At 64.6% G+C, this 23,387-nt stretch carries 17 protein-coding genes; 13 read left to right on the plus strand and 4 right to left on the minus strand.

Features of this window, described 5'->3' with window-relative positions; genetic code table 11:
- The first annotated feature begins 1 nt into the window (after position 1).
- The 4 genes from GR702_RS15785 to GR702_RS15800 are packed head-to-tail and all read left to right on the plus strand — an operon-like array spanning position 2 to position 4,107.
- Complete coding sequence (locus tag GR702_RS15785; RefSeq protein WP_160986742.1) at positions 2–1,303, plus strand: CitMHS family transporter; 1,302 nt, start codon at positions 2–4, stop codon at positions 1,301–1,303.
- Positions 1,300–2,388, plus strand: coding sequence for an AbrB family transcriptional regulator (locus tag GR702_RS15790; protein WP_160986743.1), 1,089 nt, complete (start codon positions 1,300–1,302; stop codon positions 2,386–2,388). The genes GR702_RS15785 and GR702_RS15790 overlap by 4 nt, the downstream gene beginning before the upstream one ends.
- Positions 2,375–3,451 (plus strand): D-alanine--D-alanine ligase family protein, encoded by a 1,077-nt coding sequence (locus GR702_RS15795; RefSeq protein WP_160986744.1) that lies wholly within the window; start codon positions 2,375–2,377, stop codon positions 3,449–3,451. The genes GR702_RS15790 and GR702_RS15795 overlap by 14 nt, the downstream gene beginning before the upstream one ends.
- Entirely contained in the window at positions 3,448–4,107 is a 660-nt protein-coding gene (locus GR702_RS15800; RefSeq protein WP_160986745.1) for a YjbE family putative metal transport protein, read from the plus strand. Before GR702_RS15795 ends, GR702_RS15800 begins: the two co-directional genes overlap by 4 nt.
- A gap of 53 nt (positions 4,108–4,160) precedes the next feature.
- Here GR702_RS15800 and GR702_RS15805 read toward each other — a convergent pair whose 3' ends face one another.
- The 3 genes from GR702_RS15805 to GR702_RS15815 form a co-directional block, all read right to left on the minus strand.
- A complete protein-coding gene (locus GR702_RS15805; RefSeq protein ID WP_160986746.1) occupies positions 4,161–5,015 on the minus strand; it encodes an SMP-30/gluconolactonase/LRE family protein in 855 nt (284 codons plus the stop codon).
- 62 nt (positions 5,016–5,077) lie between these two features.
- The gene (locus tag GR702_RS15810) at positions 5,078–6,874 is read right to left on the minus strand and encodes an IlvD/Edd family dehydratase (protein ID WP_160986747.1); all 1,797 of its coding nucleotides are present in this window, start codon (positions 6,872–6,874) and stop codon (positions 5,078–5,080) included.
- Positions 6,875–6,894: 20 nt separating this feature from the next.
- Entirely contained in the window at positions 6,895–8,028 is a 1,134-nt protein-coding gene (locus GR702_RS15815; protein WP_160986748.1) for an aldose epimerase family protein, read from the minus strand.
- Between the two features lie 186 nt (positions 8,029–8,214).
- Here GR702_RS15815 and GR702_RS15820 point away from each other — a divergent pair, with 186 nt between their 5' ends.
- Positions 8,215–9,522 carry a sugar MFS transporter gene (locus GR702_RS15820; RefSeq protein WP_160986749.1) on the plus strand — a complete coding sequence of 436 codons (1,308 nt, stop codon included), beginning with the start codon at positions 8,215–8,217 and terminating at the stop codon, positions 9,520–9,522.
- Between the two features lie 100 nt (positions 9,523–9,622).
- On the opposite strand, the gene GR702_RS15825 is transcribed toward GR702_RS15820, so the two are convergent.
- On the minus strand, positions 9,623–10,357 hold the full coding sequence (locus GR702_RS15825; RefSeq protein ID WP_202408314.1) for a FadR/GntR family transcriptional regulator: 735 nt from the start codon (positions 10,355–10,357) through the stop codon (positions 9,623–9,625).
- A 136-nt stretch (positions 10,358–10,493) separates the two neighbouring features.
- On the opposite strand from GR702_RS15825, the gene GR702_RS15830 reads away from it, so the two are divergent.
- The 8 genes from GR702_RS15830 (at position 10,494) to GR702_RS15865 (ending at position 23,319) form a co-directional block, all read left to right on the plus strand.
- Positions 10,494–12,023 (plus strand): aldehyde dehydrogenase (NADP(+)), encoded by a 1,530-nt coding sequence (locus GR702_RS15830; RefSeq protein ID WP_160986750.1) that lies wholly within the window; start codon positions 10,494–10,496, stop codon positions 12,021–12,023.
- A 59-nt stretch (positions 12,024–12,082) separates the two neighbouring features.
- Entirely contained in the window at positions 12,083–13,087 is a 1,005-nt protein-coding gene (gene araD1, locus GR702_RS15835; RefSeq protein WP_160986751.1) for an AraD1 family protein, read from the plus strand.
- A gap of 2 nt (positions 13,088–13,089) precedes the next feature.
- A complete protein-coding gene (locus tag GR702_RS15840) occupies positions 13,090–14,016 on the plus strand; it encodes a Gfo/Idh/MocA family protein (RefSeq protein WP_160986752.1) in 927 nt (308 codons plus the stop codon).
- A 23-nt stretch (positions 14,017–14,039) separates the two neighbouring features.
- Positions 14,040–15,605 carry an alpha-N-arabinofuranosidase gene (locus GR702_RS15845; RefSeq protein ID WP_160986753.1) on the plus strand — a complete coding sequence of 522 codons (1,566 nt, stop codon included), beginning with the start codon at positions 14,040–14,042 and terminating at the stop codon, positions 15,603–15,605.
- Positions 15,605–16,609 carry an arabinan endo-1,5-alpha-L-arabinosidase gene (locus GR702_RS15850; protein WP_160986754.1) on the plus strand — a complete coding sequence of 335 codons (1,005 nt, stop codon included), beginning with the start codon at positions 15,605–15,607 and terminating at the stop codon, positions 16,607–16,609. Before GR702_RS15845 ends, GR702_RS15850 begins: the two co-directional genes overlap by 1 nt.
- Before the next feature lie 92 nt (positions 16,610–16,701).
- Positions 16,702–18,135, plus strand: a complete 1,434-nt coding sequence (locus tag GR702_RS15855) for a glycoside hydrolase family 43 protein (protein WP_160986755.1) — start codon at positions 16,702–16,704, stop codon at positions 18,133–18,135.
- 178 nt (positions 18,136–18,313) lie between these two features.
- On the plus strand, positions 18,314–21,148 hold the full coding sequence (locus GR702_RS15860; RefSeq protein ID WP_160986756.1) for a TonB-dependent receptor: 2,835 nt from the start codon (positions 18,314–18,316) through the stop codon (positions 21,146–21,148).
- 134 nt (positions 21,149–21,282) lie between these two features.
- Positions 21,283–23,319, plus strand: a complete 2,037-nt coding sequence (locus GR702_RS15865; protein ID WP_237449744.1) for an MGH1-like glycoside hydrolase domain-containing protein — start codon at positions 21,283–21,285, stop codon at positions 23,317–23,319.
- Positions 23,320–23,387: the final 68 nt, after the last annotated feature.

The following is a 23,387-nucleotide window of genomic DNA, read 5'->3' on the forward strand; positions in this document are numbered from 1 at the left end:
CATGAGTCTCGCCCTTATCGGCTTCCTGATGGTGGCCACGTTCATGACGCTCATCATGACCAAGCGGATGACGCCGCTGGTCGCGCTGACGATCGTGCCCACTCTCTTCGCGCTTCTGGCCGGCTTCCACGAGGGCCTTGGCGACATGATGATCGAGGGCGTCAGGAATCTGGCGCCGACCGGCGTGATGTTGCTTTTCGCGATCCTGTTCTTCAGCACGATGACCGACACGGGCCTCTTCGACCCGCTGGTCGGAAGGCTGATCCGGCTCGTCCATGGCGACCCGATGCTGATCCTGATCGGCTCTGTGGTGCTTTGCGCGCTCGTCAGTCTCGATGGCGATGGTTCGACCACCTACATCATCACGATGGCCGCCATGCTGCCGCTCTACAAGCGCTATGACATGAACCGGCTCTATCTCGTCTGCTTGCTGATGGTGACCAGCGGGGTGATGAACCTCACGCCCTGGGGAGGCCCGACCGCACGCGCCGCCAGCGCTCTCAAGCTCGATCCAGCCACTCTGTTCGTGCCGCTCATTCCGGGCATGATTGCGGGCCTTGCCTTCCTGATCCTGCTTGCGGTGCACTTCGGCCGCAAGGAACGGCGCCGTATCGGCGTGGTAGACACGCCGAAGCAGCTCCTCGCCACGGACCTCGCGGTTTCGCAATGGCCGGAGGCGCGGCGGCCCAAGATGCTCTGGTTCAACGCCGCGCTTGTCATCGCCTTGCTGGTGCTTCTGGTCTGGGGTGTCCTGCCGCTGCCTATCCTCATGATGCTGGCTTTCGCCATCGCCATGATCGCCAACTATCCGGACACCAAGTCGCAGAAGGAGCGCATCGCCGCCCACGCCGGCAATGTGCTTGCCGTCGTGTCGCTGATCTTCGCGGCGGGTATCTTTACCGGAATCCTGTCCGGCACAGGGATGGTGGAGGCCATGAGCAAGGAAGTGGTGGGCTTCATCCCGCCGTTCCTCGGCCCCTACATGGCGCCGATCACCGCCGTGCTGAGCCTGCCGTTCACCTTCTTCATTTCCAATGACGCCTTCTACTTCGGCATGCTGCCGATCCTGGCCGAAGCGGGTGCGCACTATGGCGTTGAGCCGATGGCGATCGCCCGCGCTTCGCTCATGGGCCAGCCTGTCCACCTGCTGAGCCCCCTGGTGCCCTCGACCTACCTCCTCGTGAGCCTTGCCGGCGTGGATCTTGCCGACCACCAGAAGTTCACGCTCGTCCCGGCTGCGCTGTGCTGCCTGGTGATGACGGTGGTGGGCATGCTCGTGCTGGCGTTCCCCTTCGTCGGATGACGGAGGAACACGCCGTTGCCCGCGAAACCGGGGCCACCTTCCGCACCTTGTGGCGCTTCCTTGCCGCCGTGCTGGTGGGAGCGACGGGCGGCTTCGTGTTCCGGGCGATCGGCGCACCGCTGCCGTGGGTTCTTGGCTCCATGATCGCCTGCGCGGTGGGCAGCATCGCGGGCCTGCCGATCGAGGTTTCCGGCGCAAGCCGCAGACCGATGGCCGCCGTGATCGGCGTGGTTCTGGGCAGCGCCTTTCATCCTGGCCTGCTTGAACACGCAGGCTTGTGGATCGTGCCCATCGCACTGCTGCCGCTGTTCCTTGCCACTGCGGCGTTCGCGTGTGTGATCTACTTCCGGCGGGTGGCCGCGTTCGACGCGCCCACCGCCTACTTCGCGGGCATGCCGGGAGGCATCGCCGAGATGGTCGTCATGGGGTCCGAACGCGGAGCGGACGAGCGCGCCATCGGCCTTATCCACGGCGCACGCATCTTTCTCGTGGTCTTTACCCTGCCTTTCCTCATCCGCCTGTTCGAGGGCGATGTGCATGGGCCGGTGGTGGCTCCCGCTGCCGTGACGGGAGCCGCAGGCTGGACCCTTCTGCCTTGGGCGCTGGGCTGCATCGCCGTCGGCGGCGGGCTCGGGCGTCTGCTGCGCCTGCCTGCATGGCACCTGATGGGACCGCTTCTCGCCAGCGCGGCCGTCCACCTTTCCGGGCTCAGCGACTTCCACATTCCTGCCTGGGCGGTCGGGGCGGTGCAAGTGGGGCTGGGCGCCACGATCGGCTGTCGCTTCGTGGGCCTTTCGCTTCGAACGATGGTACGCACGCTGGTGCTGGCCGCCGGCTCGACCGCGATCCTCCTGGCGGTCACCTTCTGCTGGTCATTCGCCATCGGGTGGGCCACAGGGCTGGACCCCGCGCTCGTGGCACTGGCCTATTCACCAGGCGGCGTTGCCGAGATGAGCATGGTTGCGCTCAGCCTCTCGCTCGAGGCCGGCTTCGTGATCGTCCACCACCTTGCGCGCGTCGTCCTGGTCCTTGTCGGGGCACCACTCGCGTTCCGAATCATGGGAGAAACCGATGAACCCGCCTGATCCGCTCACGCAGAAGATCGCCATCCTCTACCAGGCGCTCGAACCGCCCGTGATCGACGGCGCTCGCAAGGAAGCCAAGCCAGGCGGCTATACGGATAGCGGCGCCGACATCGGCGTAGCGCTGCTTTCGGCCGGATGCACGCTGGTGACGCCGGTAAAGAGCCCCGATCCGGCCCGCGTCCACGACTGGGCCTGGCCTGACACGCACGAGGGTATTGCGCAGGCTCTGGCCGCCGGGGCTACCCTGCTGTGGGCCAACACGGTCGTCTTCGAAGGCCATCCGATCGAGGAGGCGAGCCGGCAGGCATGGATCGTGGGCCCGGATCCCTGCGCAATGCAGGCGATCGACGACAAGGCCGGGATAAACGCACGCCTCCTTGCAGCAGGCCTGCCGGTGGCGAGATCGTGGCTGATCGACGGCGATGCTTCAGATTTGGCCGACCTGCTACTCCCCTTTGCGGAACGGCTGCCGCTGGTGGTCAAGCCGCTGCGCGGACGCGGGAGCCAGGGGGTGAGCGTCGCACGCGACTTCGTTCAACTGAACGCGCAAGTCGCCTCGCTTGCGGCCGGGCGGCGTTTCGGAAGCGCGATCATGCTGGAACAGTTCCTGCCCGGGCAGGAAATCACCATTACCGTCATGCCCGCAGCCACGCGCGAAGGTCAGGGCGGGCCATACGCGCTGCCGGCGATCAGGCGCTTCGATCAGGTCGGTGACGTGGCGCCGTACAACGGCGACGTTCCTGTCAGCCACAACAGTCTCGCTCTCACCCCGCGCGAACAGGCTGAACCTGAGATCGTCGCGGTTGCGGCGGCCTGCGAAAAGGCGGCCTCGCTGCTCGCGATCCGCTCTCCGATGCGCATCGACTGCCGTGCGGACCAGAACGGCCGGTTCCTGCTCTTCGACGTCAATGCCAAGCCCAACCTCACGGGAGCAGGTCGACCCGGTCGCGAGAACGAGGACAGCCTCTCCACCCTCGCCGCGGCCGCAATGGGCTGGACCTACCCCGAATTCCTCGTCGCGACGGCACGCGGCGCATGGACAATCAAGGAAAACAGCGAATGACCGACCTTTGGCAGCATATCGTTGCCGACTTCTCCAACATAGGATCCCCTTCGGCGCTGGCGGCGTTCGGGCAGGTGGTGCTGATCGACGTGATGCTGGCGGCGGACAATGCGATCGTCGTCGGCGCCCTTGCCGCAGGGCTTCCTCCTGCGATGCGGCGCAAGGTCATCCTCATCGGGGTTCTGGCCGCGCTGATCCTGCGCGTGGCGTTTGCGCTGGTGGTTTCGCAGCTGCTGCAGATCGTCGGCCTCGTATTCGCGGGCGGCCTGCTGCTCGTCTGGGTGGCTTGGAAGATGTGGCGCGAACTGCGGTCCGGGGACCACGACGGCGATGGCGAAGTGAATGACGGACTGGCGAAAGCACCGCCGCGCAGCTTCGCCGCTGCGGCGTGGGCGGTCGCGGTGGCGGACGTCAGCATGAGCCTCGACAACGTGCTCGCCGTCGCCGGCGCGGCCCGCGACCATCCAGGTATCCTGGCCGTGGGCCTGATCCTTTCGGTTGCGCTCATGGGAGTTGCCGCGAACGTCCTGGCGCGCGTGATCGAGCGTTATCGCTGGCTGGCTTACGTGGGCCTGCTTGTGATCGTGTATGTCGCCGGCAAGATGATCTGGGAAGGCCTGGTTGATCCCTCGCGCGGTCTGCTGGTGCTTTTCTGAGCCTCAGAGGCAACGGGCGGGGCTGCTTTCGGGCAGTCCCGCCCTCACTTTCCTCAGCCGGAATAAGTGCCTGAAGGGTTGCCCTTCACGCCGGAATCGACTTCGAACAAGGCGCCGTCGAACTCGGATTCTGGAAGTCCGGTCGATGCCGAGGTCACGAACATGCGGTCTAGTGCGTCACCGGCGAACGCGATGTTGGTGATGCGCTTTGCAGGCAGCTCGATCGAACGCTCGCGCGTGCCGTCGGGTGCGAAGCGGCTGATCCGGCCACCGTCCCAGTGCGCGATCCACAGGAAACCTTCCGCATCCGTGGTCATGCCATCGGGATAGCCATCCTCTTCGGAGAAGTGGATGAACTCCTCGCGGCTCGATGCGCCGTTAGCATCGGCGGCGAACCGATAGATCACCCGGCGGCCCGAGTCGGCGTGGTAGAGCCAGTCTCCGCACGGTGAGAACGCAGGTCCGTTCGGCACGGTGTAGTCGGTATCGATCACCTGCCATTCGCCCTGCGGTGACAGCCGGTAGAGCGAGCCGGTCACCTCCTCCTCGGCCATGTCCATCGTCCCGCACCAGATGGCGCCATGGCGATCGGCCTTTCCGTCGTTCATGCGGTTGCCGGGGAGGTGCGGCTCGGGATCGTGGCGGTCCGCGACGCTCAGCGGGTCGAGCGTGATCGCTGCCACACCGTCGCGAAAACCACCGATGAGCCCGCCCGATGCGCGAGGGGTCACCCAACCCAGCGGTGCCGGCATGTCCCAGCGGGTGATCCGGCCATCGGCGATGGTCATGCGGTTGAGTGCGGGGGCGAGGATATCCACCCAGTAGAAGGCCTGATCACGCGCGGACCAGAGTGCACCTTCGCCCAGGGTATCGCGCACGTTGCGCTCGATCTTGCGCCAGAGCGGCATCCGTTTCTCCCTCAAAAGGAATGCCGCCCCGGGGCTGACCCCGCAGGCGGCATGCTTTCAACTCAGTGGTTGTCGCGCGGCAGGCCCATGGTCTGGGCGATGCGCTGGTACTTCTCGGAGCCCTCGAGAATGGCGCCGGTGTCCATCTGGCCGACCAGCGCGCGCTGGATTTCCTGCCACGGCGTCTGCGAGGCGGGGTAGGCATAGCCGCCGCGTGCTTCCAGGTCCGCACGGCGGCGGGCCAGCTCCTCGTCCGGGATCAGCACGTCCACGCGGCCCTGCCGCAGGTCCATGCGTACGCGGTCGCCGGTCTTGAGCAGCGCCAGACCGCCCATGGCGGCAGCTTCGGGCGAAGCGTTGAGGATCGAGGGACTTCCCGAGGTACCCGACTGGCGTCCATCGCCGATGCAGGGCAGGGCGTGCACACCCTCGGTGATGAGGTAAGCCGGCGGGCGCATGTTGACCACTTCGGCAGCGCCGGGGTAGCCGATCGGACCGGCGCCGCGCATGAAGAGCAGCGTGTCGGGCGTGATGCCGGTCGCCGGATCGTCGATGCGGTGGTGGTAGTCCTCGGGCCCGTCGAACACCACGGCCGGACCTTCGAATGCTTCCGGATCTTCCGGGTTCGAAAGATAGCGGTCACGGAACTCCGCCGAGATGACGCTGGTTTTCATGATCGCGGCATCGAACAGGTTGCCCGACAGCACAAGGAAGCCGGCCTCTTCCACCAGAGGCTGGTCGAAGGGCTTGATGACCTTTTCGTCCTCGATCTGCGCATCACGGCAGTTATCGCCCATGGTCCGGCCGTTCACGGTCATCGCGCCTTCGTTGATCAGCCCCTGGCCGATCAGCTGGGCGACAACGGCAGGAACGCCGCCTGCACGGTAGTAGTCCTCGCCAAGGTATTCGCCTGCGGGCTGCAGGTTGACCAGCAGTGGGATCTTGTGGCCAAGACGCTCCCAATCCTTGAGCGGAAGCTCGACGCCGATGTGGCGCGCGATGGCGGCCAGGTGGATCGGAGCGTTGGTGGAACCGCCGATCGCGGCATTGACGACGATGGCGTTGTGGAAGGCCTCGAGCGTCAGGATGTCCGAAGGCTTGAGATCCTCATGGACCATGTCGACGATGCGCTTGCCGGTCCGGTAGGCCGATTCCTGCCGGTCACGATATGGTGCCGGGATGGCTGCCGAACCCGGAAGCATCATGCCCAGCGCCTCGGCCAGCGAGTTCATGGTCGTCGCCGTGCCCATGGTGTTGCAGTAGCCGGTGGAGGGGGCGGAGGAAGCGACGAGCTTGATGAAGCCTTCGTCGTCGATCTCGCCCGCCGCCAGGAGCTGGCGTCCCTTCCAGACGATCGTACCCGAGCCGGTGCGCTCGCCCTTGTGCCAGCCGTTCAGCATCGGCCCGACTGAAAGCGCGATCGCGGGGATGTTCACGGTGGCGGCCGCCATCAGCAGCGCAGGAGTGGTCTTGTCGCAGCCGGTGGTGAGAACCACGCCATCGAGCGGGTAGCCGTAGATCGCTTCCACCAGCGCGATATAGGCCAGATTGCGATCAAGTCCGGCGGTCGGACGCTTGCCGGTCTCCTGGATCGGATGAACGGGAAATTCCAGCGCGATACCGCCCGCCTCGCGAATGCCTTCGCGGATGCGTTCGGCCAAGACGAGGTGATGGCGATTGCACGGCGACAGGTCGCTGCCGGTCTGGGCGATGCCGATGATCGGCTTGCCCGAGCGCAGTTCCTCAAGGCTGAGCCCGAAGTTCAGGTAGCGCTCCAGGTAGAGCGAGGTCATGTCAATGTTTTCGGGATTGTCGAACCAGGCGCGCGAGCGCAGCTTGGGAGCGGTCTTTTCGGTCATGGGCGTTTCGTTTCGTTCGTTCAGCGCGAAGTGGTGGTGACGCGGTAGATCATGACATGCCGATAAGGCTTGCCCGGATCCACTCGGGTCGACGGGAAGTCGGGGTGGTTCGGGCTATCCGGGAACTTCTGCGGTTCCAGCGCGATGCCGTCGCCCATGCGATAGAGGTGGCCTTCCTTGCCGATGAACGTTCCGTCGAGGAAGTTGCCGGAATAGAATTGCACGCCGGGCTCGGTCGTCAGGAGTTCGAGGACGCGGCCCGAAACCGGGTCCTCGAGGCGGGCGGCGAGTTCGGGGGCCTTGGTCTGGCCCTTGTCGAGAGCGAAGTTATGGTCGAAGCCGCGACCGTAGACGATCTGCTGGTCCTTGCCGTCGCGGATTCCGATGGCGACCTGCTTGGGCTTGGTGAAGTCGAAGGGACCTCCCGCGACCGGGCGCAGCTCGCCGGTGGGGATCAGGTTGGCATCCACAGGAGTGTAGCGGCTTGCCGGGATGGTCAGGATATTCGTGGTCGCGTCGCGCTCGGAACCTTCACCCGCCATGTTGAAGATGGCGTGGTTGGTCATGTTGAGCACCGTCGGCTTGTCCGTGGTCGCATCGAACGTGATCTGCAGGTTGCCCGCCTCATCGAGCGAGTAGGTGACCTTTGTCTTCACGGTGCCGGGATAACCGGCATCGCCGTCCGGGCTGACGAGCGACAGGACGGCAGTCGCGACCTTGCCGGACTTGACGGAATCTACTTTCCAGTTCTGGACGTCGAAGCCTTTGCCGCCGCCATGAAGCGACTGGCCATGGTCGTTCTGCGGCAGCTGGTAGGTCTTACCGTCGAGCGTGAACTTGCCGCCAGCGATGCGGTTGCCGTAGCGGCCAATGGTGGCGCCCCAGAAGTTGGGCTTGGCTTCGAAGCCGGCCACGTCGCCATAGGCGAGCAGTACGTCGGCAACCTTGCCGTCGCGGTCAGGCACCATCAGCTTCCACAGCGTGGCGCCATAGGTCAGGATCGTGGCCGATACGCCGTTCCCAGCGGTGAGCGTAATCGCGCGGACCTCGGTGCCGTCGGAAAGCTTGCCTGCCACCGCCTGCGTCGCGTCGGCCGCAAGCGCCGGAATGGCGCTGAATGAAAGGGCCAGCGCAGATACACTTGCTGCCGCCATGAAGCCTTTGTGAGCTGTCCTCATTCCCTACTCCCACCTGTTGTCAGGGTGCCGATTCTGTTAGATGCGTGACGACGCGGACCATTGACGACGCCGTTTCGCGCATATAGTCCGACAAATAGAACGAGCGCAAGCCGGTTTGCTGTAGTGTGTCGCAAAGCCGGTTCCGTTTATGAGAGGAATATCATGCCCCCAGTGGTCTCGTCCGGAGACGCCCCCGTGGTTCATGAGCATACGGCCGGCGTCCGCTATGGCCCTGCGCTCACGCTGCTCGCCAGCCTGTTCTTCATGTGGGGGTTCATCACCGTCATCAACAACACGCTGCTGCCGCATCTGCGCAGTGTGTTCGAACTTAGCTACACGCAGACGACACTGATCGAATCGGTCTGGTTCATCGCTTACTTCGTGGCGTCCATTCCTTCCGCCAAGCTCATCGAGCGGATCGGCTACCAGAAGTCGCTGGTCACCGGCCTTCTGGTGATGGCCGTCGGGGCGCTCGGCATGATGCTGGCCGCCAGCATTCCCTCGTACGGGGTGACCCTGGTCATGCTCTTCGTGATCGCGAGCGGGATCACCCTGCTTCAGGTCGCAGCCAACCCTTATGTCGCCGTGGTCGGAAAGCCGGAGACGGCATCCTCGCGCCTCAACCTGGTTCAGGCGCTGAACTCGGCCGGCACCATGCTGGCGCCGCTATTCGGCGCTTACCTTATCCTGGGTCGCTCGAAGGGCGGCACGGCCACTGCCGGTACGGTGCTGACCGAGGCGGAGCGCATGGCAGACGCGCAGTCGGTCATCCTGCCTTACGCGCTTGTGGCGGCGGTACTGGTCGTCCTCGCGATCGTCATCGCCAAGTTCCCCTTGCCCGCCATGGGCTCGGCCGGTTCCCGGCTTGCCAAGGAACAGCGCAAGGGGCTTTCGCTCTGGAACCACCGCAACCTCGTGCTCGGCATCCCGGCGATCTTCATCTATCTCATCGCAGAGATCGGCGTCGCGAATCTTTTCGTGAACTTCGTCAGCCAGCCTGACATCGCCAACCTCACCCATGAGCAGGCCGGCAAGTACCTTACCTTCCTTTGGGGCGGGATGATGGTGGGCCGCTTCGTCGGGTCGGCGGTTATGCAGCGGTTCGATGCCGGCAAGGTCCTGGCCCTGTTCTCCGTCGGTGCATTCGTCGTCATGATGATCACCGTGGTCTCCACCGGTCCTGTTGCGATGTGGTCGCTGATCCTCGTCGGCCTGTTTCACTCGATCATGTTCCCGACCATCTTCACGCTCGGCATCAAGGGCCTCGGTCCGCTGACTGAAGAGGGATCGGGCCTGCTGGTCATGGCGATCGCCGGTGGTGCGCTGGTCGTGGTGCAGGGATGGATCGCGGACAATTATGGCCTGCAGACCTCCTTCCTGCTGACGGCGGCATGCGAGCTTTACGTCCTGTTCTACGCCCTGTGGGGTAGCAAGGTGACGAATGCGGCGCCGGAGCCGGTTGCCGAGTAAGGCAGCCCGCGATATGAAAAGAAAAAGGCCTCGGGGACTCACTCCCGAGGCCTTTTTCTTTGGCCGGACCGATCGTCCCGACGCGTGTGCGTGAAGGTTTCTAGCTCTGTGTCATCGAGCTGCGCGTATCCTCGAGCGCCAGATCGACCAGGACGTTCATCGCCTCGGCCGCCGCCGCAGCGTCACCAGCGGCAATCGCATCGTACACGCGAACGTGATCGGGGATAGGGTTGCGGGGCAGGGCGCGGGCGCGCTGCTTGAATTGCGTCGTCCAGTTCACGGCGGCCCCGATCGATGCGCTGAGGACGAGCAGCGCATCGTTGCGCGTCGCCTGAAGGATCGCCTTGTGGAAGTCCCGGTCGGCCGCGCGTCCGGCCTCCGTGGTCAGGGTGTGCCGACGCATGGCGGCCAGCGCGTCCTTCATCGACTTGAGATCGCCCTTGTCGCGCCTCAGCGCCGCAAGGCGCGCGGCTGCCGGCTCCACGATGGCGCGCAGTTCGAATAGGCTGCGCACGAACTCGATGTCCGGTTCCCCTGCGAAGGCCCAGCCGAGGACTTCGGGATCGAGCAGGTTCCAGCGGTCGCGCGGCAGCACGCGCGTTCCAGCCTTAGGGCGGCTCGCCACCAGACCCTTGGCGGACAGCACCTGAATTGCCTCCCGGTAGGCGCTGCGTGACACCTGCAACTCCTCGGCGAAGGCGACTTCGCCGCTTAGGATCTCGCCGGGTGCATATTTGCCTGACAAGATGGCCGTTCCCAGTTTATGGGCAATAGCGCCATGCAACCGGCGGCCGGGTCCACGTGCATCGTCCCCCTGCCTCGCGCCTGCGTCCATATTGTTATAATCTGCTTCTGACACTGTCACGAGTTCCTCCAAGAGGGAAACTAACAGTCTCTTTGGCCGGAAGGAACGACAAACATTGCGTTTCCTCTCGCGAGCCAATATGTCGGAGTAAATAGGGAGACCCCAGATGACCGATTTCCGTTCCATCGTCGCTGCCACCGGCGAGCCGCAGGGCGAACCGCTCCTCGTCAGCACCGCGGCAGATGTCGAGGCAGCCTGCGCCAAGGCGGCGGCGGCCTTCGATACTTATCGCGCCACCGACCGTGAGACCCGCGCCGCATTCCTCGAGCGAATCGCTGACGAAATCCTCGCCATCGGCGATTCGCTGATCGAAGCCTACATGGCCGAGAGCGGCCTGCCGCGCCCGCGCGGCGAAGGCGAGCGTGGCCGCACAATGGGCCAGCTGCGCATGTTCGCGGATGTCGTCCGCAAGGGACAGTGGCAGCAGCTGCGCATCGATCCGGCTCTTCCCGATCGTGCACCGCTGCCCCGTCCCGACCTGCGCCTGCGCATGATCCCGGTGGGCCCCGTCGCAGTGTTCGGCGCCTCGAACTTCCCGCTCGCGTTCTCCACTGCCGGCGGTGACACCGCCTCGGCACTGGCCGCTGGTTGCCCGGTCGTGGTCAAGGGTCACCCCGCGCACCCCGTCACCGGTGGGCTGATTGCTGCCGCCATCACCAAGGCTGTGAAGGACGCCGGACTTCCCGAAGGCGTGTTCCAGCATCTGGTCGGTCCGTCGAACGACCTCGGTGCCGCGCTCGTGCAGAACCCGAACATCATGGCGGTCGGCTTCACCGGCTCGCGCGGTGGTGGTCTGGCGCTCGCAAGGCTTGCCCAGGCGCGTGAAGTGCCGATCCCCGTCTATGCCGAGATGTCGAGCATCAACCCGGTCCTGCTGATGCCCGAGGCGCTCAAGGCGCGCGGTGATGCGCTCGGCACGGCGTTCGTCGGTTCGCTGACCATGGGCGCGGGGCAGTTCTGCACCAATCCCGGCCTGATCCTGGCGATCGAGGGGGAAGGCCTGGACGCTTTCGTTGCCGCGGCAACCACCGGGGTTTCGGAAGCGAAGCGCCAGACGATGCTCACCACCGGCATTGCCGCCGCATACGCCAAGGGCGTGGAGACGCTTTCTGCGCTCCCGGGCGTCGAGAAGCTGGCCGAGGGCGAGATCGGTTCCACCACTTGCGGCGGTGCCGTGCTGTTCCAGACCACCGGCGAGAAGTTCCTCGCGGACAAGGCGATGGGCGACGAGGTCTTCGGTGCCTCGTCCATCATCGTGCGCTGCCACGACGAAGCCGAGCTGCTCAAGGTGCTCGAAGGCCTTGAAGGCCAGTTGACCGCGACCCTGCACATGGATGCCGCCGACGAAGCCGCGGCTTCGCGTCTGCTTCCGGTGCTGGAACGCAAGGTCGGCCGCATCCTGGCCAATGGTTGGCCCACTGGCGTCGAAGTGACCCACGCCATGGTTCACGGCGGCCCGTTCCCCGCGACGTCCGATCCGCGCTCGACCTCGGTCGGCAGCCTTGCAATCGACCGTTTCCTTCGCCCGGTCAGCTACCAGAACCTCGCTCAGGACGTGCTTCCGCCCGAACTGCGCGACGATGCCTTCGGAGACGGCGCCCCGCGCCTGATGGACGGCACCCTCACCCTCAACTGATCCCAAGCCAATCCCCGCGGCGCGCTCCTTAGAAGGCGCGCCGCGGCAGGGAGAGATCCATGACCTACCTTCGCCTGCTTCAGCACCGCAGCGCCGACGGCGCGCGTTCCGTCATCCTTGCCGAGGGCGACCTCGCCCACTTCCTCCCGGGCGTCGCCACGACCCGCGAACTCGCGCAGCGCGCTATCGCCGGGGGCACGACCCTTGCTGAAGCAGCGAAGGCTTGCGGACAGGGCGAGGCAGTGGACATCTCGGCCGAACTGGCCGCCGGCAATCTTCTGGCACCTATCGATCACGACGATTCGGCGCACCTGCTGATGACCGGCACGGGCCTCACTCACCTTGGTTCGGCCGAAGGTCGTGACAAGATGCACCAGGCTGCGGCCTCGGGCGAGCATGTCACGGATTCCATGCGCATGTTCCTCGAGGGTCTCGAGGGCGGCAAGCCGGCTGCCGGTACCGAGGGGCAGCAGCCCGAGTGGTTCTACAAGGGCGACGGACAGTTGCTCGTCGGGCCCGGCGATGCACTGACGATGCCGGAGTTCGCCAAGGACGGCGGCGAAGAGCCTGAGCTTGCAGGCATCTACCTGATCGGGGAAGACGGCACTGCCTACCGCCTCGGTCTCGCGCTTGCGAACGAGTTCTCGGATCACGTCACCGAACGCCACAACTACCTGTGGCTCGCGCATTCCAAGCTCCGCCAGGCGGCGCTCGGCCCGGAGCTGCTCCTGGGTACTCCGCCGGAAAAGCTGGAAGGCACCAGCAAGATCGTCCGCAACGGCGAAACCATCTGGGAAAAGCCCTTCCTTTCGGGCGAAGGCAACATGTCGCATACTTTTGCGAACCTGGAGCATCACCACTTCAAGTACGACCTGTTCCGCCGCCCGGGCGACGTTCACGTCCACTTCTTCGGCACCGCCACGCTCTCCTTCTCCGATGGCATCACTACGCAGGAAGGCGACATCTTCGAGATTTCCGCATCGCCTTTCGCGCTGCCTGTCTCGAACCCGCTCGCTCGTGCGGCAGGTTCGGGTGAGGCGACGACGACTGTGAAGTTCCTCTGAGCATGGATCCGATCCGCATTGCCATCGTGGGCGTCGGCAAGATCGCCCGCGACCAGCACATTCCGGCCATCAACGGCAACTCCGCGTTCAGCCTCGCGGCGACGGTCAGCCCTCATCATCACGGCCCCGAAGGCATCCCCCACTTCGCCAGCCTGGAAGACCTGATCGAAAACGGCCCGGCGGTCGACGCGGTAGCGCTCTGCACGCCGCCGCAGGTCCGCTACGACCTTGCGGCGCTGGCGCTTGCCAAGGGCATGCACGTGTTCCTGGAAAAGCCGCCGGGTGCGACCCTTGCCGAGGTGGCCGCGCTTGAAAGCCGCGCGAACAAGGTCGGAGCGACGCTTTTCGCCTCGTGGCACTCGCGTTTTGCGGCGGGTGTGGCGCCGGCACGGGCATGGCTCGCCGAGCGGACCGTCAAGAGCGCGAAGATCATCTGGCGCGAGGACGTGCGCGTCTGGCATCCGGGCCAGGCCTGGATCTGGGAGCCGGGTGGGCTGGGCGTGTTCGATCCGGGCATCAATGCCCTGTCGATCGCCACCCACATCCTGCCGCGTCCGTTCTTCCTGCGGACGGCGACGCTGGAGATACCCGCAAATCGCGCGGCGCCGATCGCCGCCGACATCGAGTTCCGCGACACTGCCGGAGCGACGATCCACATGGACCTCGACTGGCGGCAGACCGGCCCACAGTCCTGGGACATCATTGTCGAGACCGACGCGGGAACGCTCAAGCTCTCGCAGGGCGGCGCCGTCCTGACATTGCCGACCGGGACCGAGCACAACGAGGACATGGAATATCCAGGCCTCTATGCGCGCTTCGCCAACCTCATCCGGGGTGGTCGCAGCGACGCCGATATCGCCCCGCTTCGTCTGGTTGCCGACGCATTCCTGCGCGGTAATCGCCAGACCGTTGAAGCTTTCCACGACTGACAACCCCAGGGAGGGGACAGGACATGATCAAGACACTCCGTCGTACCACGCTTGCCGTGCTCATGGCAGCTACAGCGCTGACCGGCACGGCACATGCCGATACAGATGGCCAGCCTACCACGGCGACGCTTCAAGCGAGCAAGCCGGGCCCGGTATACAACAAGGACGTGTTCACCCAGTTCGCCGAGCATCTGGGCGAAGGCATCTATGGTGGCCTTTGGGTCGGCAGGAACAGCAATATCCCGAATACCAACGGCTTCCGCAACGACGTCGTCAAGGCGCTTCGGGATCTGTCGGTTCCGGTGATCCGCTGGCCGGGCGGCTGTTTCGCCGACGAGTACAACTGGCGTGAGGGCGTGGGCCCGCAGGCGAAGCGTCCAGTGAAGATCAACACGCACTGGGGCGGCGTCACCGAGCCCAACACCGTGGGCACGCACGAGTTCTTCGAGCTGGTCCGCCAGGTCGGAGCGGAAGCCTACGTGGCCGGCAACGTCGGCAACGGCACCCCGCGCGAGATGGCCGAATGGGTGGAGTACATGACCTCGCCCGCCGGCAGCCTTGCCGATGAGCGTGCGAAGAACGGCCACAAGGAGCCGTGGAAGATCAAGTACTTCGGCGTCGGCAACGAGCTTTGGGGCTGCGGCGGCAATATGCGGCCCGAGTTCGCGGCGGATGAGACCCGCCGCTACTCCACCTTCATCAAGCCGCCGGCCGGGACCAAGATCCTGAAGGTGGCCGCAGGTGCCAACGTCGACGACTTCAACTGGACCGAGACGATGATGCGCGTCGCGGCCGATCGTCTCGACGGTGTTTCGCTGCACTATTACGTCCACCCCGCCGGTGGCTGGCCGCCGCGCGCCCCGGCCGTGGACTTCGACGAGCATGGCTGGGCCGACGCCCTTGCCGGCGCCCGCCGCATGGACGATCTGATCACCAAGCACTCGGCGATCATGGACAAGTACGACCCCCAGAAGCGCATCTTCTTGGCGGTTGACGAGTGGGGCTCGTGGTATGCTCAGGACGAAGGCACGCATCCGGGCTTCCTGCGCCAGCAGAACACCCTGCGCGACGCGCTGATCGCATCCATCCACCTCGACATCTTCGCCAAGCATGCGGACCGCGTGCGTATGACCGCCATCGCGCAGATGGTGAACGTGCTGCAGGCGATGATCTTCACCGAGGGCAGCAAGATGGTGCTGACCCCGACCTACCACGTCTTCGAAATGTACAAGCCGTGGCAGGATGCAACCGTGCTGCCGATGGACATCAAGTCGCCCTGGTACGGCAAGGACGAGTTCACGATGCCCGCGGTGAGCGGCTCTGCCGTGCGCGCCAAGGATGGCAAGGTTCATGTCGCGCTCTCCAATCTCGATCCCAACCAGTCGAATACGGTCACGATCAAGCTTGATGGCGTAACTGCGGCTACGGTTTCCGGTCGGGTTCTGACGGCTACCGCGATCAACGCCCACAACACCTTCGATGCGCCCGAGGCGGTGAAGCCCGCAGCCTTCAATGGTGCAACCGTTCAGGACGGCAGTCTGGTCGTCACCCTTCCGGCCAAGTCGGTCGTGGTGCTGGAACTGCAGTGATGAAAGCGGTGCTGATCGGTCTTGCTGCGCTGGCCCTTGCCGGCGCGGCAGACGCCCAGCAGACTGAGGAAAAGGGTACCGGAAAGCTGAATTCGCAGCTGTCCGGTGACCTCGTGGTGCACGATCCGGTGATCATCCGCGAAGGCGGCACGTATTACGTGTTCAGCACCGTGGGCAAGTACATCGGCATCAAGACCTCGGCCGATCTCAAGACCTGGAAGGAGGCGGGCTCCGTCTTCTCCCAGATCCCTGCGTGGGCGAAGGAAGCCATTCCGGGCACCGATGGTATATGGGCGCCCGACATCTCGTATGTGAACGGCGAGTACCGGCTGTACTACTCGGTTTCGACCTTCGGATCGAACCGCTCGGCAATCGGGCTCGCCACCAGTCCGACGCTGGGCGCGAAGGCGAAGTGGAAGGACCACGGCCTCGTCGTCATGTCGACGAAGGACGACGACTTCAACGCCATCGATCCCAACTTCGTGGTGGATGCGCAAGGTCGCCATTGGCTATCGCTCGGCAGCTTCTGGACAGGCCTCAAGCTCTTCCCGGTTGATGCCCGGACCGGCAAGGTGGCTCCGGGGGCGGAGCCTTACTCGATTGCGCGCCGTCCTGCTCCGGCAGGCGGCCCGACCCCGGTCGAGGCGCCGTTCATCATTCCGCACGGTGAATGGTACTATCTGCTGGCCTCGTACGACTACTGCTGCAAGGGCGTGAACAGCACGTATTACACCGTCGTCGGCCGCTCCAAGAAGATCACGGGACCGTATCTTGGCAAAGACGGCTCCGACATGATGCAGGGCGGCGGCACGATCTTCCTGCGTGCCGATCTCCAGGAACAGCAGCGCTTCCGGGGGCCCGGGCATGCCGGGGCGTTCACCGACAAGGACGGAACCACTTACGTGGTCTACCATGCCTACGACAAACAGGCCAACGGCGCTCCCACGCTGCGCATCGCACCGATCCGCTGGGGAGCGGATGGTTGGCCCGTGGCAGAATACTGAAACCCACCTGACGGCGCCCCGGCCACGTGCCGGGGCGTCCTTTTTACGCGGCAGCAAGGCTGCCCCATAGATCGAACCCTGGAGAGGACGTCATGAACCTGTCGCTTTCGCGTCGCGCATTCGCTGCAACTGCCGCTCTCGCGCCGATGGCCTGTACGCATGCAGGCGAAACGGTGCTCGGTACGGGCGCTCCTGCCGCCGCAGCGCCCTTGGCGGCAAACCCGCTTGTCCGCCAGCGTGCAGACACGCAGATCTTCCGGCACACCGATGGCTGGTACTACCTCATGGGATCGGTGCCCGAGTATGACCGCCTGGCCCTGCGCCGTTCGAGGACGCTTGCGGGCCTCGCGACCGCCGAGGAGCGAGTCCTGTGGCGGCATGAGGCTACCGGCCCGATGTCCGGCTTCCTGTGGGCGCCCGAACTGCACTTCGTCGATGGCCGCTGGATCGTGTATTTCGCGGCCGGGCCGAGCGGCGGCGGCGAGGATGTCTTCCGCATCCGCACATACACCGTGGTCTGCGACGGGCCCGATCCGATGACGGGCAAGTGGTCAGTCCTGGGTGAGTTCAAGGCGCCGTGGGACAGCTTCAACCTCGATTCCACCATCTTCACCCACCGTGGCGTACGGTATTTCTCGTGGGCCCAGCGAGAGCCCGGGATCGAGACGAACTCCAACGTCTACATCGCGCCAATGAAGGACGCCCTGACGCTTGCCGCCGCCCCTGCGCGGCTGACGGTGCCGACGCTCGACTGGGAGATCCGCGGGTACAAGGTCAACGAAGGCTCTGCCTTCGTCAACCGCAACGGACGCCTGTTCATGACCTATTCGGCCAGCGCCACCGACGCCCGCTATTGCCTCGGCCTCCTCAGCGTTGATGAGAACGCGAACATCATGGACCCGCGCGCCTGGACCAAGTCGCAGGAGCCCGTCTTCGTCACCTGCCGCGAAACCTCGGTCTATGGCCCCGGCCACAACAGCTTCACGGTGGACGAGAACGGGAACGACATCCTCGTGTACCACGGCCGCGACTACGAGGCGATCGAGGGCGATCCCCTGTTCAACCCGGACCGGCATACGCGCATCCAGCGCCTCTACTTCAACGCCAAGGGCGAGCCCGACTTCGGTGTTCCGGTCGGCAACGGCCCTCTGCCCGAACGCTTCGCCCCGGCCGTGCGGCGGGGTGAGAACCTGGTGCAGGAAGGCAAGTCGCTCAAAGTGGGCGCGGCGCCGATCGAGCGCACGCAGTTCCGCTCGCTTCCGGGCGCGGAAGGCGCAGTGCAGCTCTCACCGGTCATGATGCCCGACCATTGCATCGTCGTAACTGCCGATGGCTCTGCAAAGCTTGCTCCCCGCAATGCGACAGGCGCGGCGCCGGGTGCGGACATGTTCGTGCGCGAGGCGGTGGCAGGCGGCGCGGTCCGCTTCGTGTCAAAGGCGTTCGGGGGTAAGGCGCTTGCCCATTCCTCCGACAACGTTCGACTCGCCAGCGCCACCGATCCCGCATCTGCGTGGTTGCCAGGCTGAACGCGGAATGGCCGAGTGCAGGGCCGAACACGCCGCATTGCGGCTGTTCGGCCACACCCGTGACAGCTTTTTGAAAGCTAGCCTACTTTTCCGCTTGCATGTGATTTGTCGGACTAATAACTAGACCGAGTAAGTGAAGGGGCATGGTATGGGCCAGCCCCAATGGGAGGGTTTATCCATGGCGCTCAAGCCATTTGCTTTCTGCACAGCATCCGTTTTCGCGCTTGTCCTGGGTTCCGGCGTCGCTCACGCGCAGGACGCTGCCCCGCAGGACGCCGTCGATGAATCCGGCGCCACCGCCGAAGACATCATCGTCACCGGCGTGCGCGCATCGATCGTTGGTGCCATCAACAGCCGCAAGGACAACGTCCAGATCGTCGACTCGATCGTCGCCGAGGACGTGGGCAAGCTTCCCGACAACAACGTGGTCGAAGCCCTGCAGCGCGTTACCGGCATCCAGATCACCGATCGCGCCGGCGGCGAGGCGGCCACGATCACCATTCGCGGCCTGACCGACCCGCTCACCACCCTGAACGGGCGCAACATCTTCACGGCTGCGGGCACATCGTTCGCGCTGCAGGATATCTCGGCCAACCTCGTCAAGAAGGTGGACGTCTACAAGACGCGCTCGGCCGACCAGATCGAAACGGGCCTTGCCGGCCAGATCGACGTGCAGACCCGCCGTCCCCTCGACTTCGACGGCTTCACGATCTCGGGCCTTGCGCGCGGCATCTATTCGGAACTGCGCGACAAGGCGAATCCCAACGTCGCCCTGCTCGTTGCCAATCGGTGGGACACCGGCATCGGCGAGATCGGCTTCCTCGTGAACGCCAGCTACACCCGCGCCGAATACCGCAACCAGAACCTGCAGGCAGGCGCCATGGTGCCGTTCGCCACCGAAACCCCGCCTGAGGGTTCGGGGCTTACCCCGCTGCAGCGTATTTTCCCGGGTGACCGCAACCAGTTCTGGACTCCGGGCCTTGATGCTGGCCTGCCGATCGCTCCGGGTTCGACGCTGAACATCAATGGCGTCGAGACGCCCTATTATCTCTCGCGCGATGCGGTTATCGCATCCGATCTTTACGGCAAGCGCACCCGACCCTCCGTCAATGCGGCACTGCAGTGGGCGCCCAACGACCGTTCGGTCTATACCGCCGAAGTGTTCTACACCGGCTTCCGCGGCAAGACCTTCAACAGCCTGCACTTCAGCTTCGTGGACTGGTGGGGCGACATCGGCGATAACCCGGGCTCGACCTTCGAGCTGTATGACGGCACCAACATCATCAAGTCTCGCCAGGTCGGCTCGGTTGCGGGCTTCAACAGCGGCGATACGGCCACCAACAAGACCGACAGCTACGTCTACGCCTTCAACGCGAAGTGGGACGTGGCCGACCGCGGCAAGATCAGCGCCGACATTGCTTATCAGGACAGCAAGAACGAAACTTCGTTCTTCGCGATCCGCACCGACCGTGGTCCGCTCGATATCGACGTGGACTTCAATGCGGGCGGCGGCCTGCCGTCGTACAGCTTCGGCAACCAGGGCGTCCTGACAGATCCGTCAGCATGGACCGTGGGCAACCTGTTCGACAGCGGCACGCGGAACACCGGCAGCGCGCTGACCGTGATGCTCGACGGCGAGTACGAGTGGGACGAAGGCTTCCTGCGCCGTATCAAGGCGGGCTTCCGCTACGATGACCGCAAGGCCGACAACTACGTGCGTGACCAGGGCGCGGGCGGCCTGCCCGGCGTGACTCTGGACCAGTTCAGCCAAGGTACGCCGTTCACCAACAGCGGCTTCTTCGACGGTCGCGCCGATATCCCGACCAGCTGGGTCCTGGCAGATCCGCGCACCATGGATCATGACGCGGTGCGTACGCTCTATCAGGCGGTCAATCCCGGCCTGCTGCTCTCCGATCAGCTGACGTTCGGGCATGTCTTCGGCATCAACGAGATCAACACCGCCGCCTACCTCATGGCGGACGGCGAGATCGAGTTGTTCGGTCGTCCGCTGCAGGTTCAGGGCGGCGTGCGCTACGTGCAGATCGATACCGACTACGAGTATTTCGATCGCGGTAACAACTTCGCTCGTACCGGCGTCTCGACCGGTTCCGCCAAGTGGCTGCCTTCGTTCACGGCGCGTTACGGCATCACCGACAACCTGCGTCTGCGCTTCAACTATGGTGAAACGCTGCGCCGTCCGGCCTTCGGTGACCTTAACCCCAACGTCTCCCTCGTCGGCGATCTGTCGCGCATCGGCTTCGGTACGGGTAGTGCGGGCAACGCCAACCTGACTGCGACCCATTCGAAGAACATCGACATCGCTCTGGAATGGTACTTCGAGCGCAACAGCGCGATCTATGCGACGGCCTTCCGCCGCGAGATCAACGGCCTGGTCGTTCCGCTGGTGGCCCGCGAGGTCTTCCCGAACAACTACCTGCCGCGTAACGAGCAGTACACCGAGACGTTCAACATCACCCGCCCGGTGAACGCGTCCGACGGCGTGCTGAAGGGTCTGGAACTGGGTCTGACCTATTTCCCGACCTACCTGCCGGGCTTCCTCGACGGTCTTGGCTTCACCGGTAGCGCGACGATCCTCGACTCCGAGCAGACGATCCCGGTCGTCAACACCGCAGGCGAGATCACCGGCAGCACCAAGTCGCCGTTCTTCGGCGTGTCGAAGCTCTCGTACAACGCGACGCTCGCCTACGACAACGGTCCGATCGGCGCCCGCCTGTCGTACATCTGGCGCAAGGGCTTCCTCCAGAGCAACGAGGGCCGTTCGTTCGCGAACCCGATCGGCTTCTGGCGCGCTCCGGAGAAGAGCCTCGACCTCCAGCTGACCTGGAACGTCAACGAGGACATCGGCGTGACCTTCGACGCGGTTAACCTCACCAAAGCGAAGCAGCAGAACTACTACAAGTTCGGTGACGTCGGTAATCCGCAGCAGTTCAATTCCAGCACGCTTCTGATCGACCGCACCTTCGCGGTGGGCGTGCGCTTCAAGTTCGACTGATCCGGCCGGCTGCGACGGTATCGCCATTCCGTCGTAGCCAGCTCAGCGCGGCTGCTCCCGCCGGGGCTCCTTCCTCTCCCAATACCCGGCGAGAGTGGCCGCGCTGTTCCTTTTGCGACATAAAGGAGAAGACCTTGCGGAATATCCTGGCCCTCGCGGCGCTTCCCCTGGCAGCGCTCCTCGCGGGAGGCGCCAGTCTGCCGTCTCCTGATCGCCAAGTTTCGCTAAACATCCCGGCCATCGCCAAGGCGCGGTTCGGCAACGATGCACGCTGGTACGAGACGCGCATACCGTTCTTCGAGTCAGCCGACCCCAGGATCGATTCCGTCTACTACTATCGCTGGGGCCTGTTCCGCGCGCATCAGCGGGATCTTGGCGCGCAGGGGTACATCACCACCGAATTTGCCGATGACGTCGACTGGCAGCGTCACCCTTTCGCCAGCCTCAACGATGCGAGCGGGTTCCACATCGCCGAGGGACGCTGGCTGAACGATCGGCGGTTCACCGACGATTACATCAACTTCATGTATGAGGGCGGCAACGACCGTCACTTCACCGACCACATGGCGGATTCGGTCTGGGGCCGGTTCCTCGTCGATGGCGATCGTGACGCCGTGCTCGCGCACCTGAAGACGATGCGGCACGTCTACCGCCTCTGGGACGAGAAGTTCGACTTCGACAAGGGACTCTACTTCGTCGAGCCTTTGCTCGACGCCACCGAGTACACCGTTTCCTCGATCGACGCCTCGGGCGGCAAGGACGGGTTTACCGGTGGCGATGCATTCCGGCCTTCCGTCAACAGCTATATGTTCGCGAACGCCCGGGCGCTCTCGCGCATGGCCGAGATGGCCGGCGATAGGGCTATGGCAAAGGAGTACGCCGGCCGGGCCGAAGCTCTGCGCCGCCGTGTGCTGACCGACCTGTGGAACCCCAAGCTCGGCCATTTCGCCGACCGCCATCAGAAGGCGACGGAGTTCGTCAAGTACTGGCAGCCGATCCGGAACCGCGAACTTGTAGGCTATCTCCCGTGGATGTTCGACCTCGTTCCGGACGAGGCAAGGTACTCGGCTGCATGGTCGCACTTGCTCGACCCGAATTCTCTCGCCGGGAAGGCGGGAATGCGCACGGTCGAGAAGGGCTACGAGTACTACATGCGCCAGTACCGTTATCTGGGAACGGCGCCGGAATGTCAGTGGAACGGACCGATCTGGCCTTACCAGACCACGCAGGTTTTGACCGGAATGGCCAACCTGCTGGACCACTACGAAGCGCGTGGGCCCGTGACTCGCAGCGTATGGATGCAGGAGCTGCGCAAGTACACGGATCTCCATTTTCAGTCCCGCGACGGGAAGGAGAAGATCGATCTTGAGGAAGACTATCATCCCGAAACGGGCAAGCCGATTGTCGGTCTCGATCGCAGCCATCATTACTTCCATTCGGGCTACCTCGATCTGATCCTGACCGGGGTCGTCGGTATCCGGCCTCGCGCGGACGATGTGCTTGAGGTCAACCCGCTGCTTCCTGGCGCCGGCGATTATCAGGCTCTCGACTGGTTCCGCATAGAGCGCGTTCCCTATCATGGCCGTCTCGTGTCCATTACCTGGGACGTCGACGGTCGCCGCTATGGTCGCAGAGGGTTGACGATCGCAGCGGACGGCGTGGAATTGGCGCACCGTGACACGCTCGGCCGGATCGAAGTGCCGCTGGCCCGCAAGGCCAATCCGGCGATCGCCCGTGAGGAGAACCTGGCCGTACAGCTAGTGCGCGGAGCGTTCCCGAAGCCTTCGGCATCGTCGGGCACCGATCCCGAGAAGTTGCACGATGCGATCGATGGGCGGACGTGGTTCTATCCTGAACTGCCGAACGGTTGGGATTCCGCCTCCTCCGGCAAGTCGCAGTGGTATTCCGTGGATTTCGGCCGCGATGTCAGCCTCGGACGCGCGGAACTCGCCTTCTTCGAGGACGGCAAGGCATTCGCAGCCCCGCGCAGCGTTGCCCTCGAGGTTTGGCGCGATAATCGTTGGCGTCAGGTCGGCACCGCTAAGCCGGTCGTCAACGGCGTGACCCAGGTGACCTGGCTCGCCACCGAAACCGGCAAGGTCAGGGTCATCATGACGCAGAACGGCCGTTCTGCGATCCGCCTTGCCGAGTTCAAGGCTTTCGCGCGCTGAAGCATAAGCGCCGGTCCGCCCTTGCAGCGGCGCCGGCCTCACGCAAGGGTAGGGCGGCCGGCACAAAG

This window comes from Novosphingobium silvae (assembly GCF_009856825.1).
In the GTDB taxonomy this organism is placed as follows: domain Bacteria; phylum Pseudomonadota; class Alphaproteobacteria; order Sphingomonadales; family Sphingomonadaceae; genus Novosphingobium; species Novosphingobium silvae.

What these genes read in the sequence shown, in the direction of transcription:
- GR702_RS15795 (WP_160986744.1), top strand. Translation starts at nt 2,375, where the DNA reads ATGAACCCGCCTGATCCGCTCACGCAGAAGATCGCCATCCTCTACCAG.
- GR702_RS15830 (WP_160986750.1), top strand. Translation starts at nt 10,494, where the DNA reads ATGACCGATTTCCGTTCCATCGTCGCTGCCACCGGCGAGCCGCAGGGC.
- GR702_RS15845 (WP_160986753.1), top strand. Translation starts at nt 14,040, where the DNA reads ATGATCAAGACACTCCGTCGTACCACGCTTGCCGTGCTCATGGCAGCT.
- GR702_RS15860 (WP_160986756.1), top strand. Translation starts at nt 18,314, where the DNA reads ATGGCGCTCAAGCCATTTGCTTTCTGCACAGCATCCGTTTTCGCGCTT.
- GR702_RS15820 (WP_160986749.1), top strand. Translation starts at nt 8,215, where the DNA reads ATGCCCCCAGTGGTCTCGTCCGGAGACGCCCCCGTGGTTCATGAGCAT.
- GR702_RS15850 (WP_160986754.1), top strand. Translation starts at nt 15,605, where the DNA reads ATGAAAGCGGTGCTGATCGGTCTTGCTGCGCTGGCCCTTGCCGGCGCG.
- GR702_RS15855 (WP_160986755.1), top strand. Translation starts at nt 16,702, where the DNA reads ATGAACCTGTCGCTTTCGCGTCGCGCATTCGCTGCAACTGCCGCTCTC.
- GR702_RS15840 (WP_160986752.1), top strand. Translation starts at nt 13,090, where the DNA reads ATGGATCCGATCCGCATTGCCATCGTGGGCGTCGGCAAGATCGCCCGC.
- GR702_RS15790 (WP_160986743.1), top strand. Translation starts at nt 1,300, where the DNA reads ATGACGGAGGAACACGCCGTTGCCCGCGAAACCGGGGCCACCTTCCGC.
- GR702_RS15805 (WP_160986746.1), bottom strand. Translation starts at nt 5,015, where the DNA reads ATGCCGCTCTGGCGCAAGATCGAGCGCAACGTGCGCGATACCCTGGGC.
- araD1 (WP_160986751.1), top strand. Translation starts at nt 12,083, where the DNA reads ATGACCTACCTTCGCCTGCTTCAGCACCGCAGCGCCGACGGCGCGCGT.
- GR702_RS15785 (WP_160986742.1), top strand. Translation starts at nt 2, where the DNA reads ATGAGTCTCGCCCTTATCGGCTTCCTGATGGTGGCCACGTTCATGACG.
- GR702_RS15825 (WP_202408314.1), bottom strand. Translation starts at nt 10,357, where the DNA reads ATGGACGCAGGCGCGAGGCAGGGGGACGATGCACGTGGACCCGGCCGC.
- GR702_RS15810 (WP_160986747.1), bottom strand. Translation starts at nt 6,874, where the DNA reads ATGACCGAAAAGACCGCTCCCAAGCTGCGCTCGCGCGCCTGGTTCGAC.
- GR702_RS15800 (WP_160986745.1), top strand. Translation starts at nt 3,448, where the DNA reads ATGACCGACCTTTGGCAGCATATCGTTGCCGACTTCTCCAACATAGGA.
- GR702_RS15815 (WP_160986748.1), bottom strand. Translation starts at nt 8,028, where the DNA reads ATGGCGGCAGCAAGTGTATCTGCGCTGGCCCTTTCATTCAGCGCCATT.